Annotated in this window: 11 protein-coding genes; 5 read left to right on the top strand and 6 right to left on the bottom strand. The window is 45.4% G+C overall.

What is annotated here, in order from left to right; genetic code table 11:
* Positions 1-59: 59 nt before the first annotated feature.
* Positions 60-1103 carry an asparaginase gene (locus tag NQ542_RS03715; RefSeq protein WP_005639236.1) on the bottom strand — a complete coding sequence of 348 codons (1044 nt, stop codon included), beginning with the start codon at positions 1101-1103 and terminating at the stop codon, positions 60-62.
* A 477-nt stretch (positions 1104-1580) separates the two neighbouring features.
* Between NQ542_RS03715 and NQ542_RS03710 the strand changes: the two genes are divergently transcribed.
* Positions 1581-2705 carry a DNA polymerase III subunit gene (locus NQ542_RS03710; protein ID WP_005639228.1) on the top strand — a complete coding sequence of 375 codons (1125 nt, stop codon included), beginning with the start codon at positions 1581-1583 and terminating at the stop codon, positions 2703-2705.
* Between the two features lie 14 nt (positions 2706-2719).
* Here the strand turns inward: NQ542_RS03710 and NQ542_RS03705 are convergent, their stop codons facing one another.
* Positions 2720-4042 carry an MATE family efflux transporter gene (locus NQ542_RS03705; protein WP_005639227.1) on the bottom strand — a complete coding sequence of 441 codons (1323 nt, stop codon included), beginning with the start codon at positions 4040-4042 and terminating at the stop codon, positions 2720-2722.
* Between the two features lie 125 nt (positions 4043-4167).
* On the opposite strand from NQ542_RS03705, the gene gldB reads away from it, so the two are divergent.
* Positions 4168-5166: a gliding motility lipoprotein GldB gene (gene gldB, locus NQ542_RS03700; RefSeq protein ID WP_005639226.1), complete on the top strand. Its 999-nt coding sequence runs from the start codon at positions 4168-4170 to the stop codon at positions 5164-5166.
* Positions 5167-5258: 92 nt separating this feature from the next.
* On the opposite strand, the gene NQ542_RS03695 is transcribed toward gldB, so the two are convergent.
* The 3 genes from NQ542_RS03695 to NQ542_RS03685 all read right to left on the bottom strand — a co-directional run bounded on the left by NQ542_RS03695 (position 5259) and on the right by NQ542_RS03685 (position 9150).
* Positions 5259-6875, bottom strand: coding sequence for an ABC-F family ATP-binding cassette domain-containing protein (locus NQ542_RS03695; RefSeq protein WP_005639225.1), 1617 nt, complete (start codon positions 6873-6875; stop codon positions 5259-5261).
* A 472-nt stretch (positions 6876-7347) separates the two neighbouring features.
* Positions 7348-8505 (bottom strand): molecular chaperone DnaJ, encoded by a 1158-nt coding sequence (dnaJ, locus tag NQ542_RS03690; protein ID WP_005639222.1) that lies wholly within the window; start codon positions 8503-8505, stop codon positions 7348-7350.
* A gap of 42 nt (positions 8506-8547) precedes the next feature.
* Positions 8548-9150, bottom strand: a complete 603-nt coding sequence (locus NQ542_RS03685) for a nucleotide exchange factor GrpE (protein ID WP_005639221.1) — start codon at positions 9148-9150, stop codon at positions 8548-8550.
* 232 nt (positions 9151-9382) lie between these two features.
* Between NQ542_RS03685 and NQ542_RS03680 the strand changes: the two genes are divergently transcribed.
* The 3 genes from NQ542_RS03680 to corA are packed head-to-tail and all read left to right on the top strand — an operon-like array spanning position 9383 to position 14389.
* On the top strand, positions 9383-10801 hold the full coding sequence (locus NQ542_RS03680) for a PDZ domain-containing protein (RefSeq protein ID WP_005649985.1): 1419 nt from the start codon (positions 9383-9385) through the stop codon (positions 10799-10801).
* Positions 10802-10816: 15 nt separating this feature from the next.
* Entirely contained in the window at positions 10817-13294 is a 2478-nt protein-coding gene (locus tag NQ542_RS03675; RefSeq protein WP_005639219.1) for an endonuclease MutS2, read from the top strand.
* A 12-nt stretch (positions 13295-13306) separates the two neighbouring features.
* Positions 13307-14389: a magnesium/cobalt transporter CorA gene (gene corA / locus NQ542_RS03670; protein WP_005639217.1), complete on the top strand. Its 1083-nt coding sequence runs from the start codon at positions 13307-13309 to the stop codon at positions 14387-14389.
* Here the strand turns inward: corA and NQ542_RS03665 are convergent.
* Complete coding sequence (locus NQ542_RS03665) at positions 14386-14985, bottom strand: recombinase family protein (protein WP_005639215.1); 600 nt, start codon at positions 14983-14985, stop codon at positions 14386-14388. The two genes, corA and NQ542_RS03665, sit on opposite strands and share 4 nt — an antisense overlap.
* Positions 14986-15125 lie beyond the last annotated feature (140 nt).

Genomic DNA, 15125 nt, shown 5'->3' with positions numbered 1-15125 from the left:
CACGAAACTACATTTCCATGCCTATGAAACGATGTTTTCATGCCGAAGGAACTATATTTTCAAGCAATCGTAATCTCCCCGATCAGCGAACAATTCAGATGTTCCTTTACTTCGTCCGGCGTCATACCATGCCCGAACAGGAACATCAACTTGGCAACCGCACATTCGGTCGTGCTGTCGTAACCGCTCACCACGCCGGCCTGCAACAATTTGCGACCGGTTTCATAGCGGTGCATTTCCACGCTCCCGGCAAGGCATTGGGTGACATTGACAATGACGATCCCCCGTTCGACCGCATCCTTCAACATCTCCAGCAACCAGTCATATCCGGGCGCATTCCCGCTACCGAATGTTTCCATCACGACGCCTTTCAAGCCGGGAATATTCAAGATGCTTTCCACAACCTGCGGAGAAATTCCAGGAAATATTTTCAAGATTGCAATATTCCGGTCCAACAAGTAATGAGGTTTCAGCGGTTTCCGGGATACCGGATGGTAAACCTGGGAGACATCATACTTAATCGAAATACCGGCATGTGCCAACGGAGGATAATTATAGGAACGGAACGCATTGAAATTATCCGCATTCGTCTTGCTGGTACGGTTTCCGCGCAGCAGGTCGTTCTCAAAGAAAATACAGACTTCAGGAACCAGCGGCATATCGTTTTCACGGGCGGCGGCAATCTCTATCGCCGTAATCAGGTTTTCCTTTCCATCCGTACGAAGCATACCGATCGGAAGCTGTGAACCGGTCAGAACCACGGGCTTACTCAGATTTTCCAGCATAAAGCTCAAAGCGGAAGCGGTAAAGGCCATCGTATCGGTCCCATGCAGAACGACAAAGCCATCGTAATCATGATAATGTTCCGCAATGACATGCACGATTTTCATCCATGAATCCGGTCCCATCTCCGATGAATCCATCGGTGGATCAAATTGAATAGACGATATTTTATATCCGAGATTTTTCAGTTCGGGTACATGCTCCTCCAAATGTTCAAAATTAAAGGCCTCCAAAGAGCCCGTCTCAGGATTTTCTATCATTCCGATAGTACCTCCCGTATATATAATCAGAATAGAAGCGTCATCTTTGCATACATTCATAATACAATCCGTATTTATGTAATTTTCTTTTTTACAATGCAAAGATAATACTATCATTTTGAAATCAAATACCGAAACAAAACAATTAAAACATATTCAAAACTATCTTCACAAGAATAATCATAAGAAAAAATATTACATTTTGTCAACTGCAAAAAAAACACAAATCACCGTCTCAGTTTTTATCGATCAGGCAATAGAAGTAAGCAATACACCAAAAACATACAACAAAATGAAAAAAGTTTGTTATCGGATAGGGGTTTTTCCAAGCATCTTAGTCTTATCGACGAAATAATAAATTTTACGAAGATGAAATACATACTGTTTATCGCAATGGATTTAGCCTTATATCCTTTTTTGCTTGTGCTTTTTATTGGTAAATGCATTAAAGAGAAAATACAGATCGCACATTAAGATGAGGTTTCTTATTTCCTCGATTATTCGTACCTTTGCTCTATCAACTCAATAAGGAGCAACATGTACTTCAAGGATATTATCGGTCAGGAAGAAATAAAAAAACGGCTTATACATTCGGCACAGACAGGTGTCGTCCCGCATGCCCAGCTATTCACGGAACAGGGGGGTGCAGGCGCCTTTCCTCTCACACTGGCTTACGCACGTTATCTGAACTGTACGAACCGGACGGAAACGGATTCATGCGGGCATTGTCCGTCATGCCTGAAGTATAACGAGTTGGCCCACCCGGACCTTCATTTCGTGTTCCCGATCGTTTCCAAGAAGGATAAGAAAAAAGATGTCTGCGACGATTACCTCACCGAATGGAGAGGTTTCCTGAAAGACCGTCCCTATTTCGATATAGACGGCTGGCTGGATTATATCGATGCCGGCAACTCACAAGCTCTGATCTACTCGAAAGAGAGCGACGAGATTATCCGGAAACTGAGCCTTAAGATATACGAAGCGACTTACCGCATCCTGTTGGTATGGCTACCGGAAAAACTCCACCCGACCTGTGCCAACAAACTCCTGAAGATCATTGAGGAACCTCCCCGGAACACGGTGATCCTGATGGTATCGGAACTTCCCGACCTGGTTTTAGGAACCATCCTGTCCCGTGCGCAACGTATCAACGTACGTGGCATTCATCCGGAAGATATCGCCGCCTCCATGATTTCCCGGTTCAACCTGACTCCCGAAGATGCCAAGCATGTCGCCCATCTGGCAAACGGCAGTTACCTGAAAGCGGTCGAGGCAATCAGCCTGGGGGAAGAGAACAAGTTCTACCTGGAACAATTCAAAGGCATGATGCGCAACTCCTGGGCGCGTAATGTCAGAGGCATGAAAGACATGGCAGACGTGTTGGCAAGTATCGGGCGTGAACGGCAGAAGAACTTTCTTTCTTATTGCCAGCATCTGATACGCGAGAACTTCATGTACCGGTTCCAGTCGCCGGAACTCAATTATATGAATACGGACGAAGCTGGATTTGCCGTGAAGTTCGCTCCTTTCATCAATGAACGGAATGTGATCGACATCATGGACGAGTTGGCAAAAGCGGAACGGCATGTGACGCAAAATGTGAACGCAAAGATGGTCTTTTTCGATCTTTCCCTACGGCTTACCGTATTGATAAAACGGTAATTCCAGATAAGTTGTCACAGTTTTTTATTCTGCCAGTTTCCTTTCCAGAGATAGAAGAAAGCGGACAGGATCATCAAATCGTAGACATGCTCCGTTGTCCAGCAGACCGCCACATCCGCATGCATCCGGATACCGACCCACAGTGCATAGAGAACATAGACAAAGATACTTGCCATATCAATCAGCAATGCCGTCTGCGTATTTCCCGTTCCCGACACACTGAAAAAGAAGATAAAGGCCGGAACCGCAATTAGATAAGAGGAAAGCATCACCCAAAGGGATGATACAGAACCGGCAATCAGATCCAGATTATCCGTGTAAATGCGCAATACCAGTTCCGGGAATAGGGCAATCAGAATACCGAGCGGCAAAACGAAGTAATAGCAAATCCGTATCATACGCCCGCACAATCCCATCACCTGTTCCGGCTTTCCAGCACCAATCAGATTGCTGACCAGCGAACTGGAGGTCGAAGCAAAGGCATTGACAAACATAAACAGAAACGAAGAAATGCTTCGCACCACATTCGTAATCGCCAACGGCCGCTCTCCCTGATGCTCCATCACGACAAAGAACACGAACCAGCCTAAAAAAGCAATCCCGTGCTGAATCATAATCCAGATAGAAACACCCAATATCTGCCTCAACATCCGGAAATCTATACCCGAATACTCAAACAACCCGTATTTCTTATAATCGACTTTCTTCCACGTATAAAGAATGAAGAACAGCACCGAAACAGCTTCCGAGATCGATGAAGCGATCGCCGCTCCGGCAATCCCCAACGCCGGAAATCCGAACTTCCCGAATATCAGGACATAGTTCAGCATTACATTGGCTAACACCATCACGACCGAATTTATCGTCAGGATCTTTGTCTTTGTAATACCGACATAAAAAGCCCTGAACATAACGGCGACAAAGGAGAAGAAAAAGCCATAGACACGCCAGTCCACATACTTCATCGTAGCCTGGTAGACATCATCGGAACCGATCAGTTTGCGCAGAAAGAAAGGCGAATACAGATGTGAAGCCGTAAACAGCAACGAGGCAAGCAGCAACAGGAAAAACGTCCCCTGCAGGAAGACCAGCCCAATCCGTTTATATTCTTGTGCGCCGTTTCGCCGAGCTATCAATACCTGCGCGCCTATACTGAAACCGAAGCCAAGCATATAAATCACAAGGTAATAGACTCCCGCCAATGCCGACGCTCCCAACTCGACTTCTCCTACCCGCCCCAAATAGGCCGTATCGGTCAACCCGATCATGTGTTCCATCAATAGACTCATCAAGACGGGGAATGTTATTTGCAGAATTTGTTTGTTCGTAAATTGCATATTGTCTGATAAAAAGGGGTGCAAAGATAATAATAAGAATGGATTGCACAATATAACCGGGAGACATTCGTTTTTATAAAAATGAACCGGTATGATGGTGCGTATAATTTATTAATGATATTCCTATGAAAGCGAAATTATTGCTGATATTCTCTCTGTCATTTTACCTTTTCAGTTGTAACGGACAGAATTCCCATATCCCGGCAGCTGTCACTTCGGCCGCTCCAGTCAAGATCAATCGTTTCGACAAGGAGCTTTTAAAGCTGGTCGAAACGAACGACTCCTCCATGCAAGCCAGGCTTGTTCGCGAATACCCGCAAATGCTCGACATATTGGGAAAAGGTATCCTAAACATGAAGTCTCCGGCAATGCCCGGCTTCTTCGACAAATTGGCCAACTACTATTCCGAACCGACTTTGAAGGGGTTATATACCGATGCTGTCCGTCAATATGACAATGTTTCTCAGATCGAGCAAGCTCTCGGTAACGGTTTCACATGGTTGAAGACCTGTTTTCCTTCGATGCAGATTCCGGCCATCTATATGCACGTTTCCGGCTTCAATCAAAATGTACTGGTCGGCGACAGCCTGTTGTCCATCTCGATAGATAAATATTTAAGCGAGGAATATCCGTTATACCAGGACTTCTTCTATGATTTCCAGCGCCGGTTAATGACGCCTGAGCATATCGTCCCCGATTACCTTGCCGGTTGGCTGATGTCCGAGTATCCGTTTGAAGGAAAAGAAAATGTACTGCTCGACCGGATGATCTATGAAGGCAAAATAAAATATCTGATCCATCAAGCATTTCCTGAACTGAAGCCTGAAGTACTCATGGGCTACACGGAAACTTCCTATAACTGGTGCAAAGAGAATGAATCCAACCTGTGGAAGGCTATCATAGAACGCAAGCATCTTTATACGCCAGACCTGATGACGACAAATAAATACTTCGATAACGTCCCCAGCATATTCCTGGCAAGCGACGCTCCCGGAAATCTCGGCAGTTGGCTCGGCTGGCAGATTATCGACAAATATATGCGAGAAACGAATTCGACCCCAGAAGCCTTGATGCAAAACAACGATAGCCAAGCTATCCTGACCGATTCGAAATACAAGCCATAAAGCCTACGGGGGATATAAAAAAGAAAACCGTCCTATTCTCGCGAACTGGACGGATAACCTAATCTAACTTAATTCTAATACCATGAAAAACACTATATCTTAATAACAGAACCGGTATCGAAAAGTTTAATAGAACGGTTTATTTTTATTTCTTTCACAAAATAATGATCATGCGAGATCAACAACACCGTTCCTCTATAACTCTTTATAGCCGCTGTTATTATTTCAACACTTTGTATATCCAGATTGTTCGTCGGTTCGTCTAAAATAAATACATCCGGCGCATTATTTCCGATCATAAGGCAGCAAAAGAGCAACCGGATCTTTTCACCTCCGCTCAAGCAAAAACACGGCTTGTCCCATGTCTCGTAAGGAAACAAATAACGGTTCAAAATGGATTTCAATTCATGTTCAGCCAAATGCGAGGCGTTAAAACGTTCCGTCTGCTCGAACACGGTCAATCCGGGATCAAGCACGGAACATTCCTGATCAATATAAAGATAACTGAAATCAGCCCGTGTAATCGTCCCGGCCGCCGGTTTCAGTTCCCCTAACAACAATTTGACCAGGGTCGTTTTTCCGCTCCCATTATTTCCTGTGATATGAATACGGTCGCCACTCCTGACCTGAATATTCAGAGGTGACTTCCATAGGCAGGAAGAAGTGTAACCGAAATTGATCTGATCCGCAGTGATCAGAATCTTGCCGGTGTGCAGATCGGAAGAATTGAAATTTGTCTGAAGTGCCCGCAAATCGGGAATCACATCCTGAAGGCTGGCAATCGAACTTTGCAGGGAAGCCATTTTCTCCTCATGGACATCATTCAGCCGGACTGTACTTTTCTCGGCTTTATCTTTCAGCGTATTGACTGCCATGCGTGAGATCCCTTTCTTGAAACTCGACTTATCACTGCGGACATTCGACTTATTCTTCCGTTCCATCACTTCACGCGCCGTTTTACGGGCCAAGCGTAGTTCTTTCTCCTTCTCACTCAACTGATTCTGCAAAGCTGTCAACGCCAACTCTTTCTGTTCTTTATAGAACTCATAATTGCCACCATAAAGTGTGACCTCACTTTTCTCAAGCTCACAAATGCAAGGCAGCAGGTTTAGCAACGTCCGGTCATGACTGACAATCAACAAGGTCGAACGTCCGCTCCGGATCATCTCATATAGCTTTTCCCGGCCGGAAACATCCAGATGATTCGTCGGTTCATCCATCAAAATAATTTCCGGTGCATGAACAAGGATACCAGAAAGGAACACTTTCGTCTTTTCTCCTCCGCTCAACGAGCACATCGGCTGGGACAGTTGCAGATGCTCCAGATTCCAAGAGGCAAGTGCAGAAAGACAACGTTCTTCCACATTCCAGTCGTCATTCAGACAGGTAAAGTTTTCTGCCGAGGCGTCACCTTCAAGAATGGCATGGAGCGCCTTTATCCGATCGTCCACCCGCAGAGCTTCCGCCACAGTCAGGTTGTCGAACTGTCCGAAATGTTGTGGAATATAATAAGGGCGTGAAGAACACACTACCTCCCCCGATGAAGGTTTCAGGTTCCCTTCAATGATACGCAACAAAGTCGATTTGCCCGTACCGTTATTCCCCACCAGCGCAAGACGCTGTCCTGTATTGACTATCAGGTTTATGTTTTGAAAAAGAGGTTCTTTGTCAGCATGAACATAGCATAGCTGATGTACGGATATACACATAGTTTTCTTTGAATTAAAAGATTATAAACTAAAAAAGATAAAATCACAAACGTGCCGAAGGATGGCACAGGATAAGGCCGGAATAAAGAATCGACAATCGAAAATGAACAATTGGCAATTACATCAGAAAGATATTTACGATATATAGAAACCGGCTTACTTGAATATTTTCATCGGAGTATTTATATAATTCGGTTACAAAGATAATCTTTTTACCAAGTATTATCACATAATTCATAAAATAGATTTGACCAGCTGTTTCAAAGCACCAGTGTTTATTCCACAAAACAACTATCTTTCTATAAATGGATAATACTTCTTTTCACATCCAGAAGATATCGAGTTCAAAACATACATGTTTTGAAACAAGGCCTTTTCCATTTACGACCGGAAGCCAATCAGTATGGCGGAAATAAAAAGGCTGTGTCGCAATTCTTGACACAGCCTTTTTATTCCCAAACGCCACAAAATGTTAATCGAACATATGTCTGAACTTATCGAAAATCTTCTCCTTGACAGATTTCTTCGGTTGGAAATTAGGAGAATTCTCCAAGCCGTTCATGATATCTTTCTCTGACGCAGACAACGTTTCCGGAATATAAACACTTACGTTTACAAGCAGGTCTCCCGTTCCATAACTGTTAACAGAGGGAAGCCCTTTGTTTCGCAAACGGAGTACTTTCCCCGGTTGAGTCCCTGGCTCGATTTTGACTTTAGCCTTACCATCGATGGTCGGAACTTCAACTGTGCCACCCAAAGCCGCTTGAGGCACACTCAGTAACAGGTTATACAGAATGTCGTTCTCGTCACGTATCAGTTCCGGATGCGGCTCTTCTTCGACCAAGATCAGCAAATCACCGTTAATACCTCCATGACGGGCCGCATTCCCCTTCCCACTCATGGAGAGCTGCATGCCTTCCGCCACACCGGCCGGGATATTGATCGTGATCACCTCGTCGTCGCGCACGATTCCTTCACCATTGCACTCGCTACATTTCTTGGTGATAATCTTCCCTTCGCCTCCACAGGTCGGACAGGTTGTCTGTGTCTGCATCTGTCCTAAGATCGTATTGGCCACACGGGTGACAACACCGCTGCCATGACAGGTTTCACAAGTCTTGGAACTGTGATCGTCCTCCGCACCGCTGCCATGACATTTGGAACAGGTCACATATTTCTTAACCTTGATCTTCTTTTCGACTCCGGTAGCGATCTCTTTCAGGTTCAACTTTACTTTCACACGCAAATCCGAACCACGATTTACCCGGCGACCGCCACGTGAACCGCCACCAAAACCACCAAAACCGCCAAAGCCACCAAAATGTCCGCCAAAGATGTCTCCAAACTGTGAGAAAATATCGTCCATAGACATTCCTCCGCCAAAGCCACCGCCCTGCGAAGCCCCTCCCACTCCGGCATGACCGAACTGGTCATAACGCTGGCGTTTCTGAGGATCGCTCAGTACATCATACGCTTCAGCAGCTTCCTTGAAGTTCTCTTCAGCCTGCTTGTCACCCGGATTCTTGTCAGGGTGGTACTGAATCGCCTTTTTACGGTAAGCTTTCTTTATTTCCTCTACCGAGGCAGTCTTCTCGACGCCCAGCACTTCATAATAATCTCTTTTAACCATCTTCGTATCTGTCTGTTGTTATTTGCTCATTATCCTGTCGTATTATTCGCCTACCACAACTTTAGCGTGGCGAATCACCTTATCGTTCAAAGTATAACCGGTCTGCACATAATCCAGAACCTTGCCCTTCATATCGGGTTCCGGTGCAGGAATCATGGCGACTGCTTCAGACGTTTCAGCATCGAACGGTTCACCGACAGTTTCGATCGGTTTTACATTCTGATGAGACAGGTAAGACATGAATTTCGAATAGATAAGTTCCACTCCTTCCGTAACAGCCTTTATATCTTCAGCCGAACGGATATTCTGCAAAGCACGTTCGAAATCGTCGACAACAGGGAGCAGGTGAGTCAAAGCACTTTCGCCACCGTTCTTGATCAGCTCGGACTTTTCGCGCAATGTACGTTTACGGTAGTTATCGAACTCAGCCATCAAGCGCAGGTGGGAATCATTCAGTTCGTCATATTTCTTCTTCAATTCTTCCAGCTCCTTCTGCTCCGGACCTTCATCCGTCACATTGTCAGATGTGGCATTTTCTTCTGCCGCATTTACCTGTTCATCCTGCAATTTTGTCGCGTCATCAGCACCCTGGCGTTCTTTTTTGTCAGCAGTTTCCTTCTTGCTATTAAAATTCATCTTGTTCATAATCAATTATATATTTTCATTACTATCTAATTGTCAGTAAGATATCATACCTATATCGGTCATACTATCTGCCTGTCGGCATTATTCTTGTCGATATCAATCACCAATATAACATCAAATATACTGCCAACTGTTCTTATAGAACGAAAATATCTTTACCTTTGTGTAGTAAAAGATGATTTATTATCATAGTACAAATAATAAGATTAATAAAACAATTAAGAAATTAATTATGAAGAGAGCGATTTTGTCAGTTTTACTGCTATTTGCATTTCTTACCGGTTTTGCCCAAAACCGGAATATATGCCGATTAGGAATTACATACGATATCAGTCAAAGCGACCACTGGGGGAAAAACAAACCGGTCATAACCAGTGTCATCCCTTATTCGCCGGCAGAACTCGCAGGAGTTAAAACCAATGATATCATTATAGCTATCGACGGTGTGCAAACGACAGATATTTCGTCGGAAGAGATCGGTGAAATGCTGAATCCCGCCGGGAAAAACGAGGTATTACTGACGATCGGCAATCTGGCGAACCCTGCTAAACAGGTGCTTGTCAAAAAAGAATGCAAAAAAGGGAATGCGATTACCGAAGAACAATTGGCCACCGCTTTTTCTATGTACAGCCTCGAAACGACCAGCGAACGGGAATTTGTCTGTCCATTCAAGACAACCGTGACAGCCGACCCTGTAGATTTAGGAAAGTTCAAGACTTTTGCCTTCTCTGCCATAGACGAGAATAACAGCAAACTGGAAACGGCTATCAACGAAAGCATCGAAAAGGAGTTGACCAAGAAAGGAATGACAGTCGACACAGACCGTCCCGACATCATAGTACAGACCTTCTATTTCTTCGATAAGAATCCGAACTATAAAGGAGCGAACAAGATCCTGGTCGAAAAAGAGCCGATCTATCGCTACAACTTCAATCACAGCAAGATGGAGACATTCCCGTTCCTGAACTCGATGTCTGCAGAAGCGGAAGCGGAGTACCTGCTCCAGTTCGGTTTCCGCCTGATCGACCAACGTGACGTACCGGGCCGCATCCTGTGGGAATGCGAAGCAAATGAGCTGTTGGAAGACTCATACCGCCTGGATGAATATGCCCGTATCCATGCACCATTGATGTGCATGCAATATCCGTACGTCAAATATCAGCGTAACGTGCCGTTCAAGGTCAATCAGAAAACCTACAACTACACGGGGCTGAGTTACGATATCGACCGTATGGAACAGATCGCCGATGTCGACAAAAACTCACCTGCCTATGCAGCCGGATTACGCCCCCGTGATATTGTAGAGAAAATCAACGACCAGAAAATGAATTACACGGCAGAAGAATTCTCCGCTGCTTACAAAGGATTTATTACTAACACGATGAAATACCGCGATCCGAAAACCCAGTTTACGGATGCCAACGGTTTCAAACGTTGTATGTTCTGGGACACATTCAAATACTCACAAGTAGCCGATGCGATCCAGAAACCCGGTAACAAGACCACCTACTCATATTTATATTATTACGCCCCGTATATCAACCCATCCGGAAACAATGCCTGTACGTTCGATATCAAAAGGGGTAAAAACAAAATGGAAATCATCGTCCGCCCGACCATTCGCCGGTCCGTGACGGTCGAAGTAAAATAAAGCATTTACAAGAAAGTGATATATCCGCAAAATTTCGAACAAAAAACGGGCTTCGATAAAGTCCGTCGTTTAATTTCAGAGAAATGTTTAAGCCCGCTCGGAGAAGAACGGGTGGCAGAGATGGAATTCTCTGCCGATTATCAAACCGTAACTCGACGTCTGGAACAAACTGACGAGTTTGTTCGTATCCTGCACGGAGAAGACGAGTTTCCCGCCAGTTATTTTTTTGATGTGCGTTATTCGTTGAAGCGGATACGCCCCGAAGGAACCTGGCTAGATGAAAAAGAGCTATTCGACCTGAAACGTTCGCTCCAGACAATCAACGATATTATCCGCTTCTTTCGCCCTTCCCTGGAAGAGGGAGAAGAGATCAAATACCCGGCATTGACCGCCCTTGCCGGCGATATTCAGGTATTCCCGCAGTTAATCGGAAAGATCGACGCGATACTCGACAAATTCGGACGGGTGAAGGACAATGCCTCTTCTTCACTGGCGCAGATACGAAAAGAGATCACGGCTACCATGAGCGGTATCTCCCGCAGCTTGCAGTCGATATTACGCGCCGCACAATCGGAAGGTATAATAGATAAAGATATTACTCCCACCATGCGCGATGGGCGCCTGATGATCCCGGTCGCTCCGGCTTTCAAACGGAAGATCAAAGGGATCGTGCACGATGAATCGGCTAGCGGCAAGACTGTTTTCATCGAGCCGGAAGTCGTCGTGGAGGCAAATAACCGCATCCGCGAGCTGGAAGGCGACGAACGCAGGGAGATCATGAAGATCCTGACGGAATTTACAAATTTCATCCGTCCGTTAATCCCCGATATCCTGCAATCCTATGAGTTCTTGGCCGAGATTGACTTCATCCGCGCCAAAGCATTGTTTGCCGAGCAGATAAACGGAATCAAGCCGGTCATCGAGGACAAACAGCAGATCGACTGGATACACGCTGCGCATCCCCTGCTTTTCCTCTCGTTACAGAAACAAAACAAGCAGATTGTCCCGTTGGATATTCTCCTGGAAGAGAAAAAACGCCTGCTGATTATCTCCGGGCCGAACGCAGGTGGTAAATCCGTTTGCCTGAAAACGGTCGGATTGCTGCAATATATGTTGCAATGCGGCCTGTTGATCCCCGTATATGAAAGCTCGAAAACGGGATTGTTCGAAAACCTGTTCATTGACATCGGAGATGAGCAAAGTATTGAAAACGACTTGAGTACCTACAGTTCACACTTGACGAACATGAAATTTTTCGTCAAGAACTGTAACAGCAAAACTCTAATCTTGATTGACGAGTTCGGTAGTGGTACGGAGCCCCAGATCGGAGGTGCGATTGCCGAAGCCCTGTTGGACCGTTTCAACCGGAATCACAGCTACGGCGTTATCACGACTCACTACCAGAACTTGAAGCATTTCGCTAAAGACACGGAAGGGATCGTTAACGGCGCCATGCTCTATGACCGCCACCTGATGCAACCGCTCTTTAAGCTGTCGATCGGTAATCCGGGAAGTTCTTTCGCCGTCGAGATCGCCCGGAAGATCGGCCTACCGGAAGATGTCATTGCGGATGCATCTGCTAATGTCGGCTCCGACTATATCAATATGGATAAATATCTACAGGATATCGTTCGTGACAAACGCTATTGGGAAAGCAAGCGACAGAATATCCGCCAACAAGAAAAGAAGCTGGAAGATATTACCGCCCGCTACGAGCAGGATTTGGAAGCCGTAAACAAACAACGGAAAGAGATCATGCGTAACGCCAAGGAAGAGGCACAGCGTATCCTTTCCGAAGCCAACGCAAAGATCGAAAACACGATCCGCGAAATCAAAGAGGCACAGGCGGAAAAGGAACAGACCAAGCTTGCCCGCAAAGCCTTGGAAGAATTCAAGGCTTCTGTGATAGCAGCCGAAGAAGAGGACGGCAAGATCGCCCGTAAAATGGCGAAGTTGCAAGAACGCAAAGAACGTAAAAAGCAGAAACAAAACGCGCCGGCCTCCAAGCAGGTCTTCAACCGTGATGTCATAGAAGCTGGCGACAACGTCCGCCTCAAAGGACAAGTCTCAGCCGGAACCGTTATGGAAGTTCAAGGAAAGCAGGCAGTTGTAGCATTCGGCATGATTAAGAGCACAGTCAAGTTGGAACAACTGGAGAAGGTCAGCAAAGGACAAATCAAGAAAGAGATCCAAAAAAGTACTTTTGTCAGTGTCCAGACAGCGGACGATATGCATGAAAAGAAATTGAACTTCAAGCAGGAGATAGATGTTAGAGGTATGAGAGGGGACGAAGCCTTACAGGCCGTTACTTACTTTGTGGACGATGCCATACAGGTTGGTGCCGCTCGCATCCGTATTCTGCACGGGACAGGGACAGGCATACTTCGGCAGCTGATACGCGATTACCTGCACACTGTTCCGGGCGTCCGCCAGTATCACGACGAACATGTCCAATTCGGAGGTGCGGGTATTACGGTTGTAGAACTCGAATAAGAACAAACAGATATGAGGCGAAGAGAATATGTACATCCACACAAGCGTAAGCATATTTCCAACCGGCATCTTGCCGACCGATATTTCTATGCCGGCGAGCATGATACCGTTACCCGGATCAGCCTCACACAGTACAATACCGACACTCTGCACACACGGGAGATCAAGACAAACGAAACGTCGTTCAAAAAATTTGTCGACGGAAATAGTATCAACTGGTTCCAGGTTAGCGGTCTGACTGATTCGGAGGCGGTCACGCGTATCGTCAATGAATTCGGGATGCATAACCTGGACGCCAAAGATATTCTGACTCCCCAACACGTAGTCAAGATAGAAGAGTATGACAAACACATGCTTATCGTACTCAATTCTTCCTACTACGACACCAATATGGAGATCAACTCCGAACATATCAGCATCCTAATCACGGGAAACGTAGTCATCAGCTTCACGGAAAGCAACAATCCTGTATTCGAAAAAGCCTACAAAGCCATCGAATCCGATATGCTGAATATTCGCCGAAAAAACAGCGGACTACTCCTGGCATTCCTTTTAAATACGATCATTGCCAATTTAGTGGAATCGGCCTCCAAAGTGGAGGAAATGCTTGAGGATATAGAAGAGACCCTGCTCGATATCAAAAACGACCAAGGTAATATGGGGCTGCTTATCCAACAACGTCGGAAAGAATATATGGTTATCCGCAAGAACAGCCAACCACTGAAAGAGCAATTTGCCAAACTGCTGCGCACCGAAAACGGAATCATAAGCTCCGACATCCTTCCCATCTATAACGACTTATCCGACCAGTTGCAGTTCATCATCCAGACAACCGAAAGCTGCCGGGAAATCATATCTTCCCTGGTCGATCTCTACATATCCAATAACGACCTGCGCATGAATGCGATCATGAAACGCCTGACAATCGTATCCACGATCTTCATCCCGCTGACATTCCTGGCTGGTATATGGGGGATGAACTTCAAGATGATGCCAGAATTGGACTGGCAATACGGATATGGTATAGCCTGGTCACTCATGCTACTGACAGCAATCTCGACCTGGCTATACATGCGGAAAAAGGATTGGTTTTAGAGTCCGTAGTTCCGTTTGAACATATAATAGGTATTTCTGGAAACATTAAAACGTTTACAAATTTCGAAAACAGTGTCTCCGCGTTCAAGCATGCTGATCACCTCTTCTTTATTCGCATCCAGGAAAGACTGTTTTGCAGCCGATCCTTTCGGACGGCCTAACGGGCCTCCCGCGCTCTTCTTATGATTCAATGCCTCTTTGGTACGGATTGACATCAAACTGTGTTCGATCTCCGTCACCAACTTGAACACGTTTCCCATAACTGGCAAATCCAATGCCTGGTCTAGGATATACCGGTCTCTTATACTATAGATCTGAACGCCTTTTTCCATGCAGCGTCCCATAATATCCATAACTTCCGACAAAGTTCGTCCCAAGCGGGAAATATCCGAAAAGATCAGACTATCGCCTTTTTGCATACGATCCAGTCCCCTAGCGAGATTACGTTCATCTTCCCTCCCTTTGTCGACAGTGACATCCGTAATCCACTTATCGACATTCATATCATGATTCGAAGCATAACGTTCAATCTCATCTTTCTGTTCTTCTAGAAGTTCCTTGTTTGAAGTTCCTACTCTTAAATAAGCTATTACCATATTTCCAGCAACTTAATAATTAAAAAAACGTAGAACCAAAATTTATTTCTCGGTGAAGATACGAAAAGTAATTATAGCACAATAGCTAAACTTTCCATTTTATTTAAAGAAAATGTTAGTATTCCGTTCTTTAACACAAT

Origin of the sequence: Parabacteroides merdae ATCC 43184 (assembly GCF_025151215.1) — a bacterium.
Taxonomy (GTDB): Bacteria; Bacteroidota; Bacteroidia; order Bacteroidales; family Tannerellaceae; genus Parabacteroides; species Parabacteroides merdae.
This window is presented reverse-complemented; position numbering and strand designations above follow the sequence as displayed.